General features: G+C 66.7%; 18 protein-coding genes. 3 read left to right on the top strand and 15 right to left on the bottom strand.

The annotated features are described in order from the left end of the window. Positions 1 to 59 precede the first annotated feature (59 nt). Entirely contained in the window at positions 60 to 896 is an 837-nt protein-coding gene (gene kdsA / locus AC3A56_RS09055; RefSeq protein WP_007809120.1) for a 3-deoxy-8-phosphooctulonate synthase, read from the bottom strand. Beyond that, on the bottom strand, positions 893 to 2,563 hold the full coding sequence (pyrG, locus tag AC3A56_RS09050; protein ID WP_056718366.1) for a CTP synthase: 1,671 nt from the start codon (positions 2,561 to 2,563) through the stop codon (positions 893 to 895). The genes kdsA and pyrG overlap by 4 nt, the downstream gene beginning before the upstream one ends. A 144-nt stretch (positions 2,564 to 2,707) precedes the next feature. Here pyrG and AC3A56_RS09045 point away from each other — a divergent pair, with 144 nt between their 5' ends. Then, a complete protein-coding gene (locus AC3A56_RS09045) occupies positions 2,708 to 4,507 on the top strand; it encodes an aminopeptidase P family protein (protein ID WP_056718365.1) in 1,800 nt (599 codons plus the stop codon). Between the two features lie 53 nt (positions 4,508 to 4,560). Here the strand turns inward: AC3A56_RS09045 and AC3A56_RS09040 are convergent, their stop codons facing one another. The 7 genes from AC3A56_RS09040 to AC3A56_RS09010 all read right to left on the bottom strand — a co-directional run bounded on the left by AC3A56_RS09040 (position 4,561) and on the right by AC3A56_RS09010 (position 11,974). After that, entirely contained in the window at positions 4,561 to 5,511 is a 951-nt protein-coding gene (locus tag AC3A56_RS09040) for a PLP-dependent cysteine synthase family protein (protein ID WP_056718364.1), read from the bottom strand. A 1-nt stretch (position 5,512) separates the two neighbouring features. Further along, positions 5,513 to 5,854 carry a carboxymuconolactone decarboxylase family protein gene (locus tag AC3A56_RS09035; RefSeq protein ID WP_056718363.1) on the bottom strand — a complete coding sequence of 114 codons (342 nt, stop codon included), beginning with the start codon at positions 5,852 to 5,854 and terminating at the stop codon, positions 5,513 to 5,515. A gap of 55 nt (positions 5,855 to 5,909) precedes the next feature. Continuing rightward, a complete protein-coding gene (locus AC3A56_RS09030) occupies positions 5,910 to 6,095 on the bottom strand; it encodes a hypothetical protein (protein WP_157599281.1) in 186 nt (61 codons plus the stop codon). 138 nt (positions 6,096 to 6,233) lie between these two features. Continuing rightward, complete coding sequence (locus tag AC3A56_RS09025; protein ID WP_487770098.1) at positions 6,234 to 8,942, bottom strand: putative bifunctional diguanylate cyclase/phosphodiesterase; 2,709 nt, start codon at positions 8,940 to 8,942, stop codon at positions 6,234 to 6,236. A gap of 113 nt (positions 8,943 to 9,055) precedes the next feature. Continuing rightward, positions 9,056 to 9,832 (bottom strand): iron-containing redox enzyme family protein, encoded by a 777-nt coding sequence (locus tag AC3A56_RS09020; protein WP_487770097.1) that lies wholly within the window; start codon positions 9,830 to 9,832, stop codon positions 9,056 to 9,058. A 484-nt stretch (positions 9,833 to 10,316) separates the two neighbouring features. Beyond that, positions 10,317 to 11,081 (bottom strand): hypothetical protein, encoded by a 765-nt coding sequence (locus AC3A56_RS09015; protein ID WP_487770096.1) that lies wholly within the window; start codon positions 11,079 to 11,081, stop codon positions 10,317 to 10,319. A gap of 314 nt (positions 11,082 to 11,395) precedes the next feature. After that, on the bottom strand, positions 11,396 to 11,974 hold the full coding sequence (locus AC3A56_RS09010; protein ID WP_056718358.1) for an OmpA family protein: 579 nt from the start codon (positions 11,972 to 11,974) through the stop codon (positions 11,396 to 11,398). Positions 11,975 to 12,290: 316 nt separating this feature from the next. On the opposite strand from AC3A56_RS09010, the gene AC3A56_RS09005 reads away from it, so the two are divergent. Further along, positions 12,291 to 14,519: a penicillin acylase family protein gene (locus AC3A56_RS09005; protein WP_487770095.1), complete on the top strand. Its 2,229-nt coding sequence runs from the start codon at positions 12,291 to 12,293 to the stop codon at positions 14,517 to 14,519. Positions 14,520 to 14,564: 45 nt separating this feature from the next. Here the strand turns inward: AC3A56_RS09005 and bla are convergent, their stop codons facing one another. From bla to AC3A56_RS08985, 4 genes are all read right to left on the bottom strand, one after another. Continuing rightward, on the bottom strand, positions 14,565 to 15,449 hold the full coding sequence (bla, locus tag AC3A56_RS09000) for a class A beta-lactamase (protein WP_056764705.1): 885 nt from the start codon (positions 15,447 to 15,449) through the stop codon (positions 14,565 to 14,567). 101 nt (positions 15,450 to 15,550) lie between these two features. Then, positions 15,551 to 16,255, bottom strand: coding sequence for a glutathione S-transferase N-terminal domain-containing protein (locus AC3A56_RS08995; protein ID WP_056764704.1), 705 nt, complete (start codon positions 16,253 to 16,255; stop codon positions 15,551 to 15,553). A gap of 96 nt (positions 16,256 to 16,351) precedes the next feature. After that, on the bottom strand, positions 16,352 to 17,485 hold the full coding sequence (locus tag AC3A56_RS08990) for a DUF1615 domain-containing protein (RefSeq protein WP_056764703.1): 1,134 nt from the start codon (positions 17,483 to 17,485) through the stop codon (positions 16,352 to 16,354). A 67-nt stretch (positions 17,486 to 17,552) separates the two neighbouring features. Next, on the bottom strand, positions 17,553 to 17,729 hold the full coding sequence (locus AC3A56_RS08985; RefSeq protein ID WP_157598883.1) for a hypothetical protein: 177 nt from the start codon (positions 17,727 to 17,729) through the stop codon (positions 17,553 to 17,555). Between the two features lie 146 nt (positions 17,730 to 17,875). Between AC3A56_RS08985 and AC3A56_RS08980 the strand changes: the two genes are divergently transcribed. Then, a complete protein-coding gene (locus AC3A56_RS08980; protein WP_487770094.1) occupies positions 17,876 to 18,682 on the top strand; it encodes an NAD-dependent protein deacetylase in 807 nt (268 codons plus the stop codon). Positions 18,683 to 18,684: 2 nt separating this feature from the next. Here the strand turns inward: AC3A56_RS08980 and AC3A56_RS08975 are convergent, their stop codons facing one another. Next, a complete protein-coding gene (locus tag AC3A56_RS08975; RefSeq protein ID WP_487770093.1) occupies positions 18,685 to 19,155 on the bottom strand; it encodes a YybH family protein in 471 nt (156 codons plus the stop codon). A 40-nt stretch (positions 19,156 to 19,195) separates the two neighbouring features. Next, positions 19,196 to 19,771 carry a TMEM175 family protein gene (locus tag AC3A56_RS08970; RefSeq protein WP_056718352.1) on the bottom strand — a complete coding sequence of 192 codons (576 nt, stop codon included), beginning with the start codon at positions 19,769 to 19,771 and terminating at the stop codon, positions 19,196 to 19,198. Positions 19,772 to 19,835: the final 64 nt, after the last annotated feature.

Below are 19,835 nucleotides of genomic sequence, written 5' to 3'. Positions count from 1 at the left end.
CGGTTTCCGTAAGCTGATGGTGAAAGAGTTGGAACGGGCGCATCGCTGCGCCCGGTGTTTCAGGAAACATCCTGCTCCAGGAAGCGGTGCCGCTTGGTCACGGCATCCAGCTCCAGCAGCGTTTCCAGCAGCGCTTCCATCTTGCCCAGCGGCCAGGCATTCGGCCCATCGGACAGCGCCTTGCTGGGATCGGGATGGGTCTCGGCGAACAGGCCGGCCACGCCCACGGCCACCGCCGCACGCGCCAGCACCGGCACGAATTCGCGCTGGCCGCCCGAACTGGCGCCCTGCCCGCCCGGCAGCTGCACGGAATGCGTCGCGTCGAACACCACCGGGCAGCCGGTCTCGCGCATGACGCTGAGCGAGCGCATGTCCGACACCAGGTTGTTGTAGCCGAAGCTGGCGCCGCGCTCGCACACCATGATGTCGTCGTTGCCCACGGCCTTGGCCTTGGCCACCACGTGCTTCATGTCCCACGGCGCCAGGAACTGACCCTTCTTGATGTTCACCGGCTTGCCGGCGCGCGCCACCTTCTGGATGAAGTCGGTCTGCCGGCACAGGAAGGCCGGCGTCTGCAGCACGTCGACCACCGAAGCCACCTCGTCCATCGGCGTGTATTCGTGCACGTCGGTGAGCAGCGGCACGCCGATCTGGCGCTTCACCTCGGCCAGGATGCGCAGGCCTTCTTCCAGGCCGGGGCCACGGAAGCTGTCGCCCGACGACCGGTTCGCCTTGTCGAAGCTGGACTTGAAGATGAAGTGGACGCCCAGCCGGCCGGTGATCTCCTTCAGCGTGCCGGCGGTGTCCAGCTGCAACTGTTCGGACTCGACCACGCAGGGGCCGGCGATCAGGAACAGTCGCTGGTCCAGGCCTACCTCAACGCCACAAAGCTTCATGCCACGGACTCCTGCGCCAGTTTGTCGCCTGCATGGACGGCCTTGAACTCGCGCGCGGCGTGCACGAAGCCGCTGAACAGCGGATGGCCATCGCGCGGGGTCGAGGTGAACTCCGGATGCGCCTGGCAGCCGAGGAACCACGGATGCTGCTGTTGCGGCAGCTCGACGATCTCCACCAGCAGGTCATCCATCGACTTGCCCGAGATCACCAGGCCCAGGTCCTCGAACGACTGGCGATAGCGATTGTTGAATTCGTAGCGATGGCGATGCCGCTCGCGCACCACGTCCTGGCCGTACATCTCGCGCGCCAGCGTGCCCGCCTTCAGGCGGCATTCCTGCGCGCCCAGGCGCATGGTGCCGCCGAGGTCGGAACGGTCGCTGCGCTGCTCCACCTCGCCGGTGGCGGTGGTCCATTCGGTGATCAGTGCAATCACCGGATTGGCGGTATTGCGATCGTTCTCGCTGGAGTCGGCGTCAGCCAGGCCGGCGACATGCCGGGCGAAGTCCACCACCGCCGCATGCATGCCGTAGCAGATGCCGAAATACGGCACGCCGTGCTCGCGGGCGTACTTCGCGGCCAGCACCTTGCCCTCGAAACCGCGCTTGCCGAAACCGCCGGGCACCAGGATCGCATCGACCTTGCCCAGCACGCTGGCGGCGCCATCGGCCTCGATCTGCTCGGAGTCGATCCAGTCCAGGTTCACCCGCGTCTGCTGCTTGATGCCGCCATGACGCAGCGCCTCGCCCAGCGACTTGTAGGCGTCCTTGTGCTCGACGTACTTGCCCACGATGGCGACGGTGATCTCGTCCTTCGGATGCTCCACCGCGTCCACCGTGCGCTGCCATTCGGACAGGTCGGCCGGCTTGGCGTCAAGGTTCAGGCGCTTGACCACGATGTCGTCCAGCCCCTGCTCATGCAGGTACAGCGGCTGCTTGTAGATGATGTCCACGTCGGCGGCGCTGATCACCGCCTGCTCCGGCACGTTGGTGAACAGCGCGATCTTGCGGCGCTCGCCTTCGGGCAGCGGCTGCTCGCAGCGACACAGCAGGATGTCCGGCTGGATGCCGATCGAGCGCAGTTCCTTCACCGAGTGCTGGGTGGGCTTGGTCTTGATCTCGCCGGCAGCCTTGATGAACGGCACCAGGGTCAGGTGCATGAACACCACCTTCTCCGGGCCGTGCTCGATGCGCAGCTGGCGGATCGCCTCCAGGAACGGCAGCGATTCGATGTCGCCCACGGTGCCGCCGATCTCCACCAGCGCCACGTCGAAGCCGCGGGTGGCCTCGTGGATGCAGTGCTTGATCTCGTCGGTGATGTGCGGGATCACCTGCACCGTCGCGCCCAGGTAGTCGCCGCGACGTTCCTTGCGGATCACGCTTTCGTAGATCTTGCCGGTGGTGATCGAGTTCTTGCCGGTGAGGCGCGTGCGCAGGAAACGCTCGTAGTGGCCAAGGTCGAGGTCGGTCTCGGCGCCGTCGTCGGTGACATATACCTCACCGTGCTGGAACGGACTCATCGTGCCCGGATCCACATTGATGTAGGGATCGAGCTTCATCATGGTGACCGAGAGGCCGCGGGCTTCGAGGATGGAAGCGAGCGACGCCGCAGCAATGCCCTTGCCAAGCGAGGACACCACACCGCCGGTGACGAAAATCAGGGGGGTCATGGAAAGCAGCCGTGCGGAAATTAGGCATTTTAGCTGCAGAAGCGTTTCACTGCGAGATGGCAGATGAATTTTCCTCGCGATCAGTTCATTTACGCGCCCCCTGGGAGCGTGAAACAGCCGTGGGCGGCCTGCTAGCATGACCGGATGAACAGCCCCGTCCCCGCCCGTCTTGCCGCCTTGCGCGCGGCCATGCAGCAGCATGGCGTTGCCGCCGTGCTGGTTCCCAGCGCCGATCCCCACCTGTCCGAATACCTGCCCGCGCACTGGTCCGCCCGGGAATGGCTGTCCGGCTTCACCGGCTCGGCCGGCACCCTGATCGTGAGCCGCGACGAGGCCGGACTGTGGACCGACTCGCGCTATTTCTCCCAGGCCGAGCAGCAGTTGGCAGGCAGCGGCATCCGCCTGATGAAACTGCGCGTGCCGCATACCCCCGAACACCTGGCGTGGTTGCAGCAGCACCTGCACCAGGGTGACGTGCTGGCCGTGGCCGGTGACAGCGTGTCGGTCACCACGCGCCAGCAGATCGAACGGCATCTGGCCGGCACCGGCGCCAGCCTGCGCACCGACCTGGACCTGCCCGGTGCGATCTGGCCGGATCGACCCGCGCTGCCGCAGGCGGCGGTGGTCGAACACGACCCCGTTTACGCGTGCATTGCGCGCGCGGACAAGCTCAGCCGCCTGCGCAAGTCGATGCACAAGCTCGGCGCCACCCATCACCTGCTGTCCAGCCTCGACGACATCGCCTGGCTGACCAACCTGCGTGGCAGCGATGTCGAGTGCAACCCGGTGTTCCTGGCCCACCTGCTGGTCCAGGCCGATCAGCGAGCCACGCTGTTCGTCGGACGCGCCAAGCTCACCGATGCCCTGGTCGCGCGACTGGCCGCCGACGGCATCGCCATCGCCGACTACGCCTCGGTCACCTCCGTGCTGAACGAGCTGGGGGCGAACGAGCGCCTGCTGCTGGACAGCAGTCGGGTGGTCGATACCATCGCGGCGGCGATCGCGCCAGCGGTGACGCGGATCGAGGCGGCCAACCCCAGCACCGCCTTCAAGGCCGTGAAGAGCGCCGCCGAACTCGAACATGTCCGCGACGTGATGCGCCGCGACGGCGCCGCCCTGGTGCGCGGGTTCCGTCGACTGGAGCAGCGCCTGGCCGCGGGCATGACGGTCACCGAACTGGACGTGGACACGGTGCTGCGCGAGGAGCGCTCGGCCCAGCCGGGCTGGGTGGGCGAGAGCTTCGCCACCATCGCCGGCTACCAGGCCAACGGCGCGCTGCCGCATTACCGCGCCACGCCCGAAGCGCACAGCACGCTGCAGGCGAAGGGCCTGCTGCTGATCGATTCGGGCGGCCAGTATCTCGGCGGCACCACCGACATCACCCGCGTGCTGGCCTTGGGCGAGACCACCGCCGAGCAGCGCCGCGATGCGACCCTGGTGATGAAGGGCATGATCAACCTGTCGCGGGCGCGCTTCCCGAAAGGCGCCAGCGGCCCGCAGCTGGATGCCCTGGCGCGGGCGCCGCTGTGGGCGGCCGGGATGGATTACGGCCACGGCACCGGTCACGGCGTGGGCTACTTCCTCAACGTGCACGAAGGCCCGCACGGCATCCGCGCGCCGGTACCCGGCGGGGCGTTGGTGGCGCTGGAGCCTGGCATGATCAGCTCGATCGAGCCGGGCCTGTACAAGCCAGGCCGGCACGGCATCCGCCACGAGAACCTGGCGGTGGTGGTCGAGGCCGAGCAGACCGAGTTCGGCGAGTTCCTCGCCTTCGAGACGCTGACCATGTGCCCGTTCGACCGCCGCGCACTGGAGCCGGGCCTGCTCAATCCGGAAGAACGCGCCTGGCTGGACGACTATCACGCCAGCGTGCGCGCCGCACTCAGTCCGCTGCTGGACGAAGCAGACCTGGAGTGGCTGAACCGCCACTGCGCAGCGCTGTAGGTCCTGCTCGAAATGCCGGCGGGCGGTGCCTGCGGGAGTGCCGCAGGCACCGCTCAGCGAAAGTGCGTCGCGTCGACTTCGGCCGCTGCGGGCTGCATGAAGTATTCGTGCAGGTACTTCTCGCCCTCGTCGCAGAATGCCGTCACCACGGTCTTCAGTTCGGGGAAGTTCTGCCGGATCCGCTTGGCGGCCAGCAGGTGCGCTCCCGAACTCGGCCCGCAGAACAGGCCGTGGGTTCGTGCCAGCCGCTTCATCTCGGCCACCGCGTCGGCGCTGGACACGCTGAGCACCTCGTTCACCAGGCTCGCGTGGCGCTGGAAGATGCCTGGCACGAAGCCGTCGGAAATGCCCTCGATGGTATGCGTGGCGATCTCGCCGCACAGGATCGTGCACGACTCGGACGGCTCCATCGCGAACAGCCGCACGTCCGGATTGACCGCGCGGAACGCCTGGCCCACGCCGATCAGGGTCCCGCCGGTGCCGACGCCCAGCACCAGCGCATCGGGCAACCGGCCACTCGGCAATTGGGCCAGGATCTCCGGCCCCAGCACCACCCGGTTTTCCTCGACATTCCATTCCGACTCGAACTGGGCCGGGGCGAAGTAGCCCGGCTGTTGGCCCAGTTCGCGCGCCCGCTTCAGCGCCTCGTTGACGTGGAAGTTGCCGCAGAACAGCACCTCGGCCCCGAATGCCCGCGAAATCGCCACCCGTTCGCTGGACAGCCCCTCGGGCATCACCACCAGCATGCGATAGCCCTTCACCGCCGCCACCATCGACAGCGCATTGCCGGTGTTGCCGCTGGTCGCCTCGACGATGGTGTCGCCGGGCTTGAGCAGGCCCTCCTGCTCGGCGCGCTCGATCATGTATTTCGCGATGCGCGCCTTGATCGAACCGGAAGGATTGAGGAATTCGAGCTTGGCGTAGACGCCCTCGATCTCCAGCAGCGGCGTGTCGCCCACCGCGTCGAGAATGTTGTCAGATACTCCAGCGTAACGCGTGGCCATGTCAGGCGGCTCCATGCTGGTGCGACATCACGTCCAGCGCCAGCGTGGAGTGCGCGTACGCCCCGCCGGCACGCATCTCGGCAGCCACCCAGATCGCCTCCATGATCTGCGCCTCGCTGGCGCCCTGCTTCAACGCCTCGGCGGTGTGTCCCTTGATGCAGTAGGGACACTGGGTGACATGCGCCACCGCCACCGCGATCAGCTGCTTGGTGACATTCGGCAAGGCGCCATCGGCGAAGACTGCCGCGCTGAAAGCCTTGAAGGCCTGCAGCGGCGCAGGCGCCAGCTCGCGCCGCTTGCGCGCGGTTTCCGCCGTGGCAGGCGGATACATCGATACGTCCATTTCATCCTCCTCGATGATCCGGAATGGGGTGGCTCGGCCTCGTCGTCGACGGGTATCAATGCGGCGGGGGCGCGGCACCCTGCACCCAGCCCGGCGGGTCGCTGGCGGGAAAGCTTTGCGCCAGTTCCTCGTCGATGCGTCGTTCGCGGGCTTGCACTTCGGCATCGAGATCACGACCAAACCGCGCCGCAATCAGGGGAGCGCCAGCCTGGCGCGGAGCCGGCCGGTGGCGAAGTGGCATGCAATCGTGGCTGACCATGTCTGTCCACCTCCCGATGGTTTTCATGCACTGTCGCGCACACGGTGCACGGGCGCACTGATACAGATCAACCGGTTCTGAGCGCTGCCTGCGCGCGGAATCGCGCGCAGGCGCGAAGGATCAGCTGCGCTTGGGCGGCACCAGCTTCAGCCGTGCGGGCACGAGCGGCTGGTTCGGGCACAACAGATGGCGCACCTCATCCGGTTGCAGCGGACGGGAATACAGGTAACCCTGCCCCTCGACGCAACCACTGCGCAACAGGAAGTCGTGCTGTGCCTCGGTCTCGATGCCCTCGGCGATGGTTATCAGGCCAAGGCTCTTGGACATCACCAGCATCGCTTCGGTGATCGCCGCATCGTTGGCGTCGCCGGGCAGACCGGTGACGAAGGAGCGGTCGATCTTCAGATAGGCCACCGCCGGCAGCTTCAGGTAAGCCATCGACGAATAACCGGTGCCGAAATCGTCGATCGCCACCTCGATCCCTAGCGCATGCAGGGTCTGCATGGTGCGTTCGATGTCGTCGCCCAGGCGCAGCATCGCGCTCTCGGTGATCTCCAGCAGCAGGCGGCTTGCCGACAGCTGCCTCGACTGCAGCGCGCGGTTGACCCCGTCGACAAAGGCGGGGTGGCCGAACCAGCGGGCCGAGATGTTCACCGCCACCCGAATCGGCGGCACCCCGGCCAGGTCCCATGCCTGGATCTGGGCGCAAGTGGTCTGCATCACCCACTCGTCGATGCGCCGGATCAGGCCCAGCCCTTCGGCGACCGGAATGAACTCACCCGGCAATATTTCGCCGCGCTCCGGATGCTGCCAGCGCAGCAGGGCCTCCACCGCCACGATGCGCCCACTGCGCAGTTCCACGCTGGGCTGGAACACCAGGTGGAATTCATTGCGGGCCAGCGCCTGGCGCAACTCGGTGGCCAGTTGCAGGCGCCGACGCGTGTCGGCGTGCATCATCGGGGTATAGAAGCGGCAGGCGTTGCGCTCTTCCGCCTTGGCCGCATACATCGCTGCATCGGCGTTGGTGATCAGCGCCGCCGCGTTGGCGCCGTCCAGCGGATAGCCGGCCACGCCGATGCTTGCGCTGAGCACGATCTCGTAATCGTCGATCAGCAGGGGTTCGGACAGGCTGACCAGCAGGCGGTTGACGATGGCGCGGGCGTCTTCGCGCAGGATCAGCCGCGGGATCAGCACGGTGAACTCGTCGCCACCGATGCGGCCAGCCACGTCGCCATCGGAAAGCTGCCGGCGAATCCGCTCGGCCACCTTGACCAGCAGCCGGTCACCGATCGCGTGGCTGTAGCTGTCGTTGACGATCTTGAATGCATCCAGGTCGATGAACAGCACCACCACCGCCAGCCGCTCGCGTTCGGCCACCGCGATCGCCTCGCTGCAATGGCGCTCGAATTCGGCCCGGTTGACCAGGCCAGTCAGCGGGTCATGCCGCGCCATGTGTTCCAGCCGCTGCTGGCTGGCCTTGGCCTCGTGGATGTCGGTGCACACTGCCACGTAATATTGCGGCTGCCCTTCCCCGTCACGGGTGGCGCTGATGCTGAGGTGTTCGGGGTAACTGCTGCCGTCGTTGCGGTTGCTGAGCACCTCCCCGCTCCAGTTCTGTCCGGCCGCCACGCCCTCCCAGATCGACTGCGGCAACGGTTTGCCATCGAGCAGGCGGCGATGCTCGTCCAGGCGGCGGCCGATCAGCGCCTGGCTGGAAAACCCGGTCAGCCCCACATGGGCTTCGTTGGTGGAAAGCACCCGTCGTTCCGCATCGGCGATGATCACGCCCTCGGCGATGCCCGCCAGCGCCTCTGCCGCGATGCGCCGCTCCTGCTCCATCTTCAGACGCTCGGAGATGTCGCGAATGATCGCCTGGCGCACCGGCTGGCTGCCCCAGTTGGCCAGGCTGGTCTGCAACTCCACCGGACGCGTGCTGCCCTGCTCGCCCAGCAGCAGGTTGCTGGCTGCCCGCCCGGCCTGCTGCCCGGCCATCGACTGCACGAACAGGTGCACGAAACGGTCACCGACCAGTTCGCCGGCGCTGCGGCCGGTCCAGCTGGAGGTGGTGCGGTTGACGTCCAGGATGCGTCCGCTGGACTCGTCGATCATCACGATCGCATCGGCGGCGCTGTCGAACAGCAGCCGATAGCGCTCTTCGCTGCCGCGCACGCTGGCGAGAATCCGCCGCGCCATGTCCAGCCAGAGCAGCGCGGCGATGAGTCCGGCGCCGAATACGCCCCAGAACAGCACCTGGCCCATCCAGACCGCCCCATCGGCGATCTTGCGCGAGAACAGCGTGCTGCGCGGCTCGATGTAACTGTTGATCGCGTGGATGCGCGCGCGCTGGCGGGCAATCTCCGCCTGTCCCGGCGTGCCGCTCGCGTAACCGGCGGCCAGCGCGTCGGCGATCGTGTTCAGGTCCTGAATCGAGGTATCGGTGGAACGCCAGGCATCCAGCGCGTCGCGCATGTAGGGCGCACCGGAAAAATGATGCAGCATGAAGATGACGCCGGGGATCGCGATGGTGACGGTATTGCTGCGGCGCAGGGCGCCGGCCACTTCCTCGTAGTCGTAGCTGCCGGACAGGATCTGGTCGCGGGCCGAGCGATCGGCCATCAGCACGCCGTAATTCTCGCGGTAGTTGGCCAGGTCGGCCGGATCGCCGGAGATCGCGTAACTCTCCAGCGCAATCACGCTCTGCTTCTGCGCCTTCGACCAGATGCTCTCGCCGTTGAGAAAACCGGCGAGAGCCACCTGCAGCTGCAGTGCGCCCCAGGTCAGTGCCAGGATCAGCACCAGCATGCCCACGAGCCCGTACACCAACGGCATCAAGCGTCGTGACAACGGTCGTTGCAAGCTGAGTCGCGAACTTCGCATGGCGTCCCTTGGTTCGTGATCGACACATCACGTTCTGGCAAGACACTGCCCGGAACCTGGTTCCCTCAGGCTGCGGCTTCGTTCAGTACATCCAGAACACGATGCGGTTTGACGCAGCGATCAGCAAGAATCCTCATGCTGGTATAGCTGCGCTTGATGCATTCGCCGACGTGGCTCACTTCATCGGCGGAAGGTTCCGTTCCCAGCAGTGTACAGACTATCTCCAGCGCCTCCCACGGATGGGTGTCGTCGTAGGCCGCATGCAACTGCAACCAGCGCAGCGATCCGGCCCGGCTCTTCTCCGGGAAGCGCTCGACATAACGACGACTGTCGAAGAGCAGTTGCGACCATTCGCCGGTGGCTCCTTCCACCGCATAGTTGGTGGCGGCAATGCCCGCGGCCAGTGTATCCCTGCGGCTCACGTCCTCGCACCAGTTGGCCAGCGTCTCGGTGCCGTGCGGGGCCACCCCCTGCAGCACTTCCTCGCGGGCAATACCCGCGCCCTCGGCCCAGTTGAGCCAGTATTCGGCGTGGTTCTGCTCGACGCGGATGTTGCGTACCAGCCAGCGTCGCGCCAGGTTGTCGCCGGCGCTGCGGCCGAACCGGGTCTTCAGCAGGCTTTGCGCCATGTACGCCGGGAACCGTTCGATGACCGGCCAGATGCCGACCATGAAGTTGGTGGTCCCGGCCTTGCCCAGGCTGCCATTGATCATGGATTCCCACAGCGGGTGCTCGATCACGCTGCGCTTGGTGCTCTCGCAATCGGCCACCATGTCCTGGGCCCACTGGGGGTAGCTGGTCAGCTCGGTCTGCGGGCCGGTCAGTTTGAATTCGTTGTGCATTGCGTTCTCCTCGGTTTGGGCGGTTCATGAGTCACTGTCATTCGACCGACCCGGAATCCCGACGCCGGCCGTTTCCCCGGCATGCCGCTGGGCACCACCGGAAAATCTGCATCCGCCACTCGCCGAAGGCACTGCCAGCTTCGGCAGCGGCTTTCCTGCGCCGCTGATCACGACGGGAAAACTGCCTTCGTGAAGGCAGGCCAGAGGCCTACGATGCCGCAATCCTGCGGGACTTGTACTTTCGACCGTCACGCCATGCGACTGAACCTGTCGTGAGACGCGCGCACGGCGGCGTCGGCGCCGGGCGCGGCATCGCGAAAACCGGCGACAGGGGGAGGATGCAGAAGACCGCCGATGGCGGGCAGCATCGTGTTTCGGAATGAACGGGGGCCGGCACCGCGGCGCAGGCATTCCCAGCCGGCCCGCCGTCAGGCAGCGGCAGGCATCAGGGCACGCGAAAAAGTCGAATGGAAAGCGCGGGCGCTCAGGGCACGCGCATCTCCGCCTCGACCTGCCCGATGAAATGGCCCATCCGGATGGAAGCGGTGCTGGTCAGGAAAATGCCTTCGTAGTACGCCAGCAGCACGTCCAGCCGCTCCTGGTTCAGTTCGCTCGAGGCCCGGTACTCGGGCCCGGGCGGCCGGGTGATCGTCTCCACCATGTCGCCGAGCAACTCGCGCATGTCCTCGCGGAACAGATCCAGCCCCTCCGCCCAGCCGGTGTCCGGCTGGTTCAGCACCAGGCTGGCCGCCCGGACAAAGGCCTGCCGGCCCGCGATCTCGTCGACGATGCTGTCGATGTTGTTCACGCTGCGGGGCAACGAGACGCAGTCGGCAAACTCCAGCACCAGATGCCGACGCAGGCCCCTGTTGCCGGTGATCATCGTCGGCAGCTTGCCATCGAGCTGCAGATGGCATGGACAGGTGTGGCAGGCATTGTCGACGCCGCCGCTGCGGTCCACGTAGGCCTGCCACACCGCGCCCTTGCTTTCGACCAGCACCGGGGCACTCAGCCGCTCGGTCTTCCTGACGATCTCAAACAAGGCAAGGATGCGCGCCACCGAGTGATAGCGGCGCTCGCCGTAATTCCTGAGCTTCTCTTCCATCGACCGCGAAGGCTGGCGTCGGGTGTGATTGCCGCCCGAATCGATATGGATGCGGCTCTTGCCCACCCGGGTGCGGGCAGCAATCGTGTTCAGGCGGCTGCGAAAGAAACTCGCGTTCTGCCGGTAATCGCTGGAGCTGGGCATGTTCGTATCCTCGGCCGGAAGAGCGTGGCGACAAGGCATCGAAACGAACGTCCCCACGATCAGGCGGACTATAGCCACGGCATGAGGCCCCGGAACGCCCATTTGCAGGGCGAGCGCAAGGCCGGATCGAACTTGAGCCGTGTCCTGCGTGGACGCCGGTCACCCGCCTACATGACGGTCTGGACAAACCCCACAACCGCCTCGGTACAGCTCGGGAAACTCGGAAAGCCGTCGCGCTTGCCGCGCAGACGATGCTCGCCTGCGCGGCAAGCAGCACCACTGGAACGGGGCGCGGCTCACGCGCCCCGCCCTGATCAACCGGCGTAATCGACCACCAGGGCCACGCGGCGGTTGCTTGTGCCCGCGTCGCGCGATGCACCCTTCTCCACCTGGCGGTTGCTCGCCTCGCCATAACTGACCGCGCGAACCTGGCCGGCGGCCATGCCTTCACTGGAAACCAGGTAGTCACGCACGGCGTCCGCGCGCTTCTGGCCCAGCCGCTGGTTATAGGCCCGCGAACCGGCCGGATCGGTGAAGCCTTCCACCGTCACCACCGCACTGGAGTGGTGCGCCTGCATCACCTGGGCGAAGTCCTTCAGCATGGCCTTGTCCTGTTCGTTCAAATCGGCCTTGTTGAAATCGAAATGGGCCACCGTGTCCACGCGCAGGCGTCCCTGCATTTCCGTCAGGGTGGCATCGTATTTGGAGAATCGCTGCTGCATGTCGGCAGTGAGCGCGTCCAGTTGCTGCTGCATCTGGGCATCGGTGCTTTGCAGCTTGCTGATGGCGGCGTCGAAGTCGGTGCGCTTGACGTAGCCGCTGCAGCCGGCAAGGGATGTGACTGCCACCAGGGCGAGAGCGAGACAGGCGCCTCGGGAAGATCGATTCAACATGGGGAGTTCTCCTCTTCATATCGGAATGCTGCGGCGGTGATGCACGAATACTCGCCACAACCTGTCCGATCCTGCCCCAGCGAACCTGCACAGTCTGCGAACCCGGCGACGTATTTTGCCCGCGTGAATTAATGCCGAGTTCAGTTGCAGTCCCGATCGCCAGCAGATGCGGGTTCGCTCCGCGAGCAATGCGATTCGATCAACGGCATCCGGGAGCGCCGTCGACTCCGTCGAACCAGGCTTTGCACAGACGGCCCGGTAGTGGTCAACTCCACGCGGTACGGCGGCGCCAACGAACCCGGGGGATCGCAAACAGATGCACGCAACCATCTTGAACAAGCTGCGCCGATCGGCGCCATCCACCCTGTTGCCGCGAGGCCTGCTGGCCGCCACGCTGATGCTGACGACCCTGCTGGCCACCGCCCGCAGCGCACCACCGGAGCTGGCCGACTGGCAGCGCCAGGCCCAGGCAATCACGATCACCCGCGACGACTGGGGCATTGCCCACGTGCACGGCAGGACCGATGCCGACGCCGTCTTCGGCATGGCCTACGCCCAGGCCGAGGACGACTTCAACCGGGTCGAGACGAATTACCTGAACTCGCTGGGCTGGCTCGCCGAAGCCGAGGGCGAGTCGGCGATCTGGAGCGACCTGCGCCAGCAGTTGTTCATCGATCCCGTCGAACTCAAGGCCCAATACGCGAAGAGTCCGGCCTGGCTGCAGGCCCTGATGGACAGCTGGGCGGCCGGCCTCAACTACTACCTGGCCACCCATCCCGAGGTGCATCCGCGGGTGATCCGGCAGTTCGAGCCGTGGATGGCGCTGAGCTTCAGCGAAGGCAGCATCGGCGGCGACATCGAGCGTGTCTCGCTCGACCGGCTCGCCGCGTTCTACGGCAAGGCCGGAACGAAACTGGCCAGCGTGCAGACGCCGTCGAGCTGGGTCGAGCCGACCGGCTCGAACGGCTTCGCGATCGCGCCCAAGCTCACCGTGGACGGCCACGCGCTGTTGTGGATCAACCCGCACACCTCGTTCTTCTTCCGCTCCGAACTGCAGATGTCCAGCGACGAGGGGCTGGACGCCTACGGCGCGGTGACCTGGGGGCAGTTCTTCATCTACCAGGGTTTCAATCCGCACATCGGCTGGATGCATACCTCCACCGGCGCCGACGTGGTCGACGAATTCGCCGAGACCATCGTGCACAAGGGCGACCAGCTGTTCTATCGCTACGGCAAGGAACTGCGTCCGCTCACCTCGCGCACGATCAGGCTGCGCTATCGGGCGAAGGACGGCTCGCTGGCCAGCCGCAGCTTCACCGCCCGCTTCACCCATCACGGCCCGATCGTGCGCGCGGCCGACGGCAAGTGGATCGCCATCGCGCTGATGAACAAGCCGATGGCGGCGCTCGAACAGAGCTGGCTGCGCACCAAGGCCAGCGACTACGCCAGCTACCGCAAGGTGGCCGAGCTCAAGGCGAACTCCTCGAACAACACGATCTTCGCCGACGACAAGGGCGAGATCGCGTACATGCATCCGCAATTCATCCCCAGGCGCGACAACCGCTTCGACTACACCCAGCCGGTCGACGGCAGCGACCCGGCCACCGACTGGCAGGGCCTGCACACGCTGGACGAGGCGCCGCACCTGCTCGATCCGCCGAACGGCTGGATCATGAACACCAACAACTGGCCCTACTCCGCCGCGGGCAAGTTCAGCCCGCAGCAGAAGGATTACCCGCGCTACATGGATACCTTCGGCGAGAACCCGCGCGGCGTCCACGCCACCCGCGTGCTCGATCGGGTACGCGACTTCAGCAAGGCCTCGCTGATCACCGCGGCGTTCGACTCCTATCTGCCCGCCTTCGCGCAACTGATCCCGGTGCTGGTGTCCGACTACGACAGGCTGCCCGACAACGATCCGCTGAAACCCCGCCTGGCTGGCCAGATCGCCCTGCTGCGGGGCTGGGACTATCGCTGGGGCATCGCCTCGATGCCGACCTCGCTGGCGGTGTTCTGGGGCGACACGCTGTGGGATCGCGTGCATGCCCAGGCCGAATCGGAAGACCAGTCGGTGTATGACTTCATGGCCGGCGACGCGGGCCCGAAGGCGCGCCTCGACGCGCTGGTCGCCGCCTCCGACCGACTGGAACACGACTTCGGCAGCTGGGGCGTGCCGTGGGGCGAGATCAACCGCTTCCAGCGCAACGACGGCGCCATCGTGCAGAGCTTCGACGACGGCAAGCCGAGCATCCCGGTGCCGTTCGTCTCCTCGCGCTGGGGTTCGCTGGCCTCGTTCGGCGCGCATCGCTGGCCCGGCACGAAGCGTTACTACGGCACCAGCGGCAACAGCTTCGTAGCGGTAGTCGAGTTCGGCCCCAAGGTCAGCGCCCGCGCGATCACGGCCGGCGGCGAAAGCGGCCATCCCACATCGAAGCACTTCAACGACGAGGCCGAGCGCTACACCACCGGCAACCTGCGCACCGTGTACTTCTGGCCCGAGCAGTTGCAGGGGCATACCGAGCGGGTCTATCACCCGGGAGAATGACGGAGCGCGACCGGGCCGCCTTCACGGCAGCCCGAATGGCTTTTTTTACAGGCTGGCCGCGATGCGACCCACCTCGGCCAGCACGCGGGCGCCCACGTCGGCATCAGGCGATGTGGGTGCGTAATAGGCGGTGACCAGCACGGGCGCGCGCTGCGGTGGCCACAGGATCGCCACGTCATTGCTCTCGCCCTGCGTGCCGCTGCCGGTCTTGTCGCCCGCCTGCCAGCCCGATGGCAGGCCGCCGCGCAACTTGTGCAAACCCGTGGTGCACGCGCGCAGCCAGCCGGTCAGGCGTGCGCGTGACGCGGCAGAAAGCGCATCACCCAGCAGCAGGGCGCGCAGGTCGCCCAGCATCGCCTGCGGCGTGGTGGTGTCGCGCAGCTCGCCCGGACCGCCGACGTTGAGCTCGGGCTCGGTGCGATCGAGCCGGGTCAGCGGATCACCCAGCGTGCGCACGAACGCGGTCACCGCCGCGGGACCGCCGAGGCTGGCCAGCAGCAGGTTGGCGGCGGTGTTGTCGCTCACCGTGATCGCGGCCTGGCAGAGCTCGCCGACCGTCATGCCCGGCGCGCCCACGTGGCGCGACGTTTCCGGCGCCCATGCCAGCAGCACGTCCTTGCCGAAAATGATGCGTCGATCCAGCTGCTCGCTGCCCTGATCCACCCGCGCCAGCACCGCAGCCACTGCCAGCAGCTTGAAGGTGCTGCACATCAGGAAGCGCTCGTCGATGCGGCGCCCGGCGTGGTGCCCGCTGCCGGTATCCAGCATCGCCACGCCCAGTCGCCCGCCGTGTTTTCGCTCCAGCGCCGCCAGGCGTGCCGCGATGGCATCCACCGCAGGTGACGCCGCCGGCATCGCGAATGCCACGCGATGCAGCGGCAGCGCCGCCGCACCCAGCAGGATGCCCTGCAACAGGTTTCGACGATTCATCGGATCTCCTCGTGATGGGACGCCAGCGGTCCGGTACGCCAGAGACTAGTCAGCCAGGCAGGCGCCCGGCGGCCTTCGGGGAGGCGAAATGCTGACAGGCCTCAGGCCCGCGCCGGAATCTTCAGGCCGCGCTGCACGGCCGGCCGCGCCAGGCCGCGTTCGAGCCAGGCCGAGACATTCCCGAAGCTGTCGAACGCCACCAGTTCGCGCGCCTCGTAGAAGGTCACCAGGTTGTTCACCCAGCCCAGCGTGGCGATGTCGGCGATGGTGTAGTCGTTGCCCATGATCCAGTCGCGACCATCCAGCTGCGCGTCGAGCACGCCGAGCAAGCGCTTCGATTCGTCGACATAGCGCTGCAGCGGACGCTTGTCCTCGTAGCTCTTGCCGGCGAACTTGTTGAAGAAACCGACCTGACCGAACATCGGGCCGATCGAGGCCATCTGGAAAAACACCCACTGGATCGTTTCCCAGCGCCGCGCCGCATCGGCCGGGATGAACTGGCCGGTCTTGTCCGCCAGGTACAGCAGGATCGCGCCCGATTCGAACAGCGCCAGTGGTTCGCCGCCGGGGCCGTCCGGGTCGATGATCGCGGGAATCTTGCCGTTCGGATTCAGTGCGAGGAACTCCGCCGTGTGGCTCTCGTTGTTCATGATGTCGACCAGGTGCGGCTCGTACGGCAGCCCGGTTTCCTCCAGCATGATCGACGCCTTCACCCCGTTCGGCGTGTTGAGCGAGTACAGCTGGATGCGCTCGGGATGGGCGGCCGGCCACCGCGCCGTGATCGGAAAGTCGACAAGCTTGCTCACGTGACACTCCTGCATGCTGGGGGGAACGCTTGAACGTGGGTACGTCAGGCGAACGCTTCAAGCCGCGCAAAGGCTGCGCCCGACACTGCCCCGGCGTTATCCGGGTGACTTCCCGGCGCGCCGCATGCAGCGCTGCCAGCGCTCGTCGACGCGTTTGGCGAACCAGGCGGTGGTGAGCTTGCGGGTGATCTTCGGGCTCTTCAAGGTGATGCCCGGCAGCTGCGCGCGCGGCAGCGGCTGGCGTTCGATGCCCTCGGCCAGCGCATACACGCGGGCGTAGAGCTTGCTGTCCACGAAGTCCTGACGCTCGCCCTGTGCCAGAGCCCGATGGATCGCCGAGTCGCTCATGTCCAGCTGCGAAGACAGGGTCCGCACCGCCAGTTCCGTCGCTCCCGGGCGATCGCCGAAACCGGCATCCGGCGACAGCAGGTCGCCGTCCAGCGCCAACGGGATGCCCGAGGCGACGCTCACTGCATGCTGGAACGCGGCGTTGCGGCTGGCGTACCAGCCGGCGTTGAAATCGGCGAAGCGGTAGAGCGGCGCGGGATAGTCCGCCGGATATCCCAGCAGGTGCGCGATGCCGAAATACAGGCCGCCGCGCCGGCTGAACACCTCGTCGCGGATCGAGCCCTTGATCGGATACGGATAGTCCCGGGCGTGCGCCTCGGCGAACGCGATGCTCACCTGCATCGGGCCGGCCGTATGCACGGGATTGAGCTCGCCGAACAGCCGCCTGCCCAGCGGCACCATGCCGATGAAGTCCTGGAAGATCCCGCTCAACTGCTTCTCGGTGCGCGCCGCCGACAGCCGCTCGCTGTAACGCCGGCCGTCGGGCGACTTCAGCCACAGCGCCGCATCCACCAGGAACCCGGGGATGTGCTTCGCCGCGGCGCGACGGTCGATTTCCTGGCGCGCGATCCGGCCCAGTCCGGGCACCACCGGGTCCACCTTGAACCCCGACTCCTGTTCTGTCACCGCCAGCACCGCGCACAGGTTGGCCGTGCTCGGCGCGATCTGCCGGGCGGAAAACGCCACCTGGATGTCGGTGGCCCAGCCGGCGCGATCGTCGGCACTGGCCGGGATCAGCCGCAGCAGGTCGCTGCGCACCTGCGCCGGGCTGCGCGCGTTCTGCACGGGCTGCGAAGCGCAGCCGACCAGCAACAATGCCAACAGCCAGGCCGGCACTCGCCACGGCGAGGAGAACGCGGAGTCGATCGCGATGAGCTTCATCCGGCCATGCTAACGCGCCGATGCCTCGCGTCGACCAGCGTCCTGGCTACGCTCACTGGCTTCCGGTTCAGATCAGCGGAAAGATCCAGTGCAGGGTTCCGTAGACCAGCACTTCGGCCAGCACGAACACGGAAAAGCCCAGCACGAATTTCCCCGCGGGCTTTTCGTGCCACATCTTGTACGCGTCATCGTCAAGCTTCGCCGCCCGGGCAGCGGTGACTTCATCCGTTCCAGCGTGATCCATGTGCTTGCTCCCTGTGTCCGTGACCCTGCCCGCCGCAAGGCGGACGCGCTACAGTCCATCGCCATCATCGTCGGCGCTTCCCGGCACGGCAAGCCCGCCGTGAAGGCCGCCTGTTTTTCCTTGCCGTCAGCACCCATATCTGCGCCATGACTCCGCTCCAGCAATTCATCGACAACCATCCGCGCCTGTTCGTGCTGACCGGCGCGGGCTGCAGCACGGATTCGGGCATCCCCGACTATCGCGACCGCGACGGCCAGTGGAAACGCCCGCCGCCGGTGAACTACGCCGCCTTCATGCATGAGCCGGCCACGCGCCAGCGTTACTGGGCGCGCAGCCTGGTCGGCTGGCGGCATTTCGGTCGTGCGCTGCCGAACGCCACCCACCGTGCGCTGGTCGCGCTCGAGCGGCGCGGCCAGGTCGAGCTGCTGGTGACGCAGAACGTGGATCGCCTGCACCAGCACGCCGGCAGCGAGCGCGTGCTGGACCTGCACGGACGCCTCGACGAAGTGCGCTGCATGGGTTGCGAGGCACGGCTGGGCCGCCACGCGTTCCAGCAGATGCTGGAGGAGCGCAACCCGGCATGGATGTCACTGGATGCCGGCGATGCGCCGGACGGCGACGCCGACCTGGAAGGCCATGACTTCGCGCAGTTCGAGGTTCCGCCCTGCCCGCATTGCGGCGGCATCCTGAAACCCGACGTGGTGTTCTTCGGCGAGGCAGTACCCCGCGAACGGGTGGAAGCCGCCGCGCGCGCCTGGCAGGCGGCGGACGCCGTGCTGGTGGTGGGATCGTCGCTGATGGTCTATTCGGGCTACCGCTTCGTCGATGCCGCCGCGCGCGCCGGCAAGCCGATCGCCGCCGTCACGCTCGGCCGCACGCGCGCCGATGCGCTGCTGAGCCTGAAGGTCGACGCGCCCTGCGACACCTCACTGGCCTTCCTGCATCAGCCCTGACATCAGCTGGTGTGGTCGAGAATGATCTTCCAGCCGTCCGCGGTCTTTTCCCACAGCAGCGAGAACACGCCATCGTCCTGGGCAACCTCGCCGTGGGCAGCGCGATCGAGGTGGAAGCGGCCGGTGACCACGGCATAACGCGCCTCGCCATCGCGTCCGGGCAGCAGGCGCACGTCGAGATCGGAGAAGGTGAGCTTGCCCATCTGGCCCTTGCCGGCGTAATGCTTGCGGTAGCTCTCCAGGATCGCGCGGTAGCCCTTGCGCACGCTGCTGCCCACGAAGGTCGTGTCGGCTGCGTCCTTGTAGCCGTGCATGAACCCGTCGACGTCGCCGAGGTTCCAGGCCGCCTGCTGCTGGTTCAGCACCTGCCGGATGGCAGCGGCGTCCGCGTCGGGGGTAGCTGCACGAAGCGGGCTGGCGATGCACAGCGCCACCACCATCTGCAGCGCGATCAGAAGCCTTCCTGCGTTCACGATGACGCCTCCTCGATGGACGGCTGAAAGGTGTGCGGGCTCAATGGGCAGCCAGCTTCTCGATGCGCCGATCCGGCACCAGCCAGAGCAGCGCCGCCAGGGCGTAGAAGAGCTGAGCCGCCCAGGGCCGCCAGAACGTCAGCGCGATGCCGCCAAGATAGAGCAGCGGCGAGATCTTGCCCTTCCAGTCGTAGCCGATGGCCCCGCGCAACGCCGAGTCCGGGCCCGCCACCGCGATCAGCACCTGCTCCAGTATCCAGTAGGCCACCGCTGCCATCAGCAGGACGAAGCCGTAAACGGCGGTCGGCGCCTGGGCCAGGTGGTTTTCGCCCATCCATGCCGTGGTGAACGGGAACAGCGACAGCCAGAACAGCAGGTGCAGGTTCGCCCACAGCACCGTGCCCGATACCCGATGGGTGATCGCCAGCATGTGATGGTGGTTGTTCCAGTAGATGCCGACGTAGACGAAGCTCAGCACGTAGCTGAGCAACACCGGCGCCAGCGGACCAAGCGCCGCCAGCGTGGTTTCATGCGGCACCTTCAGCTCCAGCACCATGATGGTGATGATGATGGCGATGACGCCGTCACTGAATGCTTCCAGCCTGCCCTTGCCCACCTGTTGTCTCCCGATCAGGCCCCATCGCCGGCCGACGCGCAGTGTGCCTCAGCCAGCGTCCGGA

The organism is Rhodanobacter sp. Soil_C_14, from assembly GCF_057657335.1.
This window is presented reverse-complemented; position numbering and strand designations above follow the sequence as displayed.

Excerpts from the sequence above, each read along its gene's own strand:
- kdsA (WP_007809120.1), bottom strand. The coding sequence starts at position 896 with ATGAAGCTTTGTGGCGTTGAGGTAGGCCTGGACCAGCGACTGTTCCTG.
- pyrG (WP_056718366.1), bottom strand. The coding sequence starts at position 2,563 with ATGACCCCCCTGATTTTCGTCACCGGCGGTGTGGTGTCCTCGCTTGGC.
- AC3A56_RS09045 (WP_056718365.1), top strand. The coding sequence starts at position 2,708 with ATGAACAGCCCCGTCCCCGCCCGTCTTGCCGCCTTGCGCGCGGCCATG.
- AC3A56_RS09040 (WP_056718364.1), bottom strand. The coding sequence starts at position 5,511 with ATGGCCACGCGTTACGCTGGAGTATCTGACAACATTCTCGACGCGGTG.
- AC3A56_RS09035 (WP_056718363.1), bottom strand. The coding sequence starts at position 5,854 with ATGGACGTATCGATGTATCCGCCTGCCACGGCGGAAACCGCGCGCAAG.
- AC3A56_RS09030 (WP_157599281.1), bottom strand. The coding sequence starts at position 6,095 with ATGCCACTTCGCCACCGGCCGGCTCCGCGCCAGGCTGGCGCTCCCCTG.
- AC3A56_RS09025 (WP_487770098.1), bottom strand. The coding sequence starts at position 8,942 with ATGCCGTTGGTGTACGGGCTCGTGGGCATGCTGGTGCTGATCCTGGCA.
- AC3A56_RS09020 (WP_487770097.1), bottom strand. The coding sequence starts at position 9,832 with ATGCACAACGAATTCAAACTGACCGGCCCGCAGACCGAGCTGACCAGC.
- AC3A56_RS09015 (WP_487770096.1), bottom strand. The coding sequence starts at position 11,081 with ATGCCCAGCTCCAGCGATTACCGGCAGAACGCGAGTTTCTTTCGCAGC.
- AC3A56_RS09010 (WP_056718358.1), bottom strand. The coding sequence starts at position 11,974 with ATGTTGAATCGATCTTCCCGAGGCGCCTGTCTCGCTCTCGCCCTGGTG.
- AC3A56_RS09005 (WP_487770095.1), top strand. The coding sequence starts at position 12,291 with ATGCACGCAACCATCTTGAACAAGCTGCGCCGATCGGCGCCATCCACC.
- bla (WP_056764705.1), bottom strand. The coding sequence starts at position 15,449 with ATGAATCGTCGAAACCTGTTGCAGGGCATCCTGCTGGGTGCGGCGGCG.
- AC3A56_RS08990 (WP_056764703.1), bottom strand. The coding sequence starts at position 17,485 with ATGAAGCTCATCGCGATCGACTCCGCGTTCTCCTCGCCGTGGCGAGTG.
- AC3A56_RS08985 (WP_157598883.1), bottom strand. The coding sequence starts at position 17,729 with ATGGATCACGCTGGAACGGATGAAGTCACCGCTGCCCGGGCGGCGAAG.
- AC3A56_RS08980 (WP_487770094.1), top strand. The coding sequence starts at position 17,876 with ATGACTCCGCTCCAGCAATTCATCGACAACCATCCGCGCCTGTTCGTG.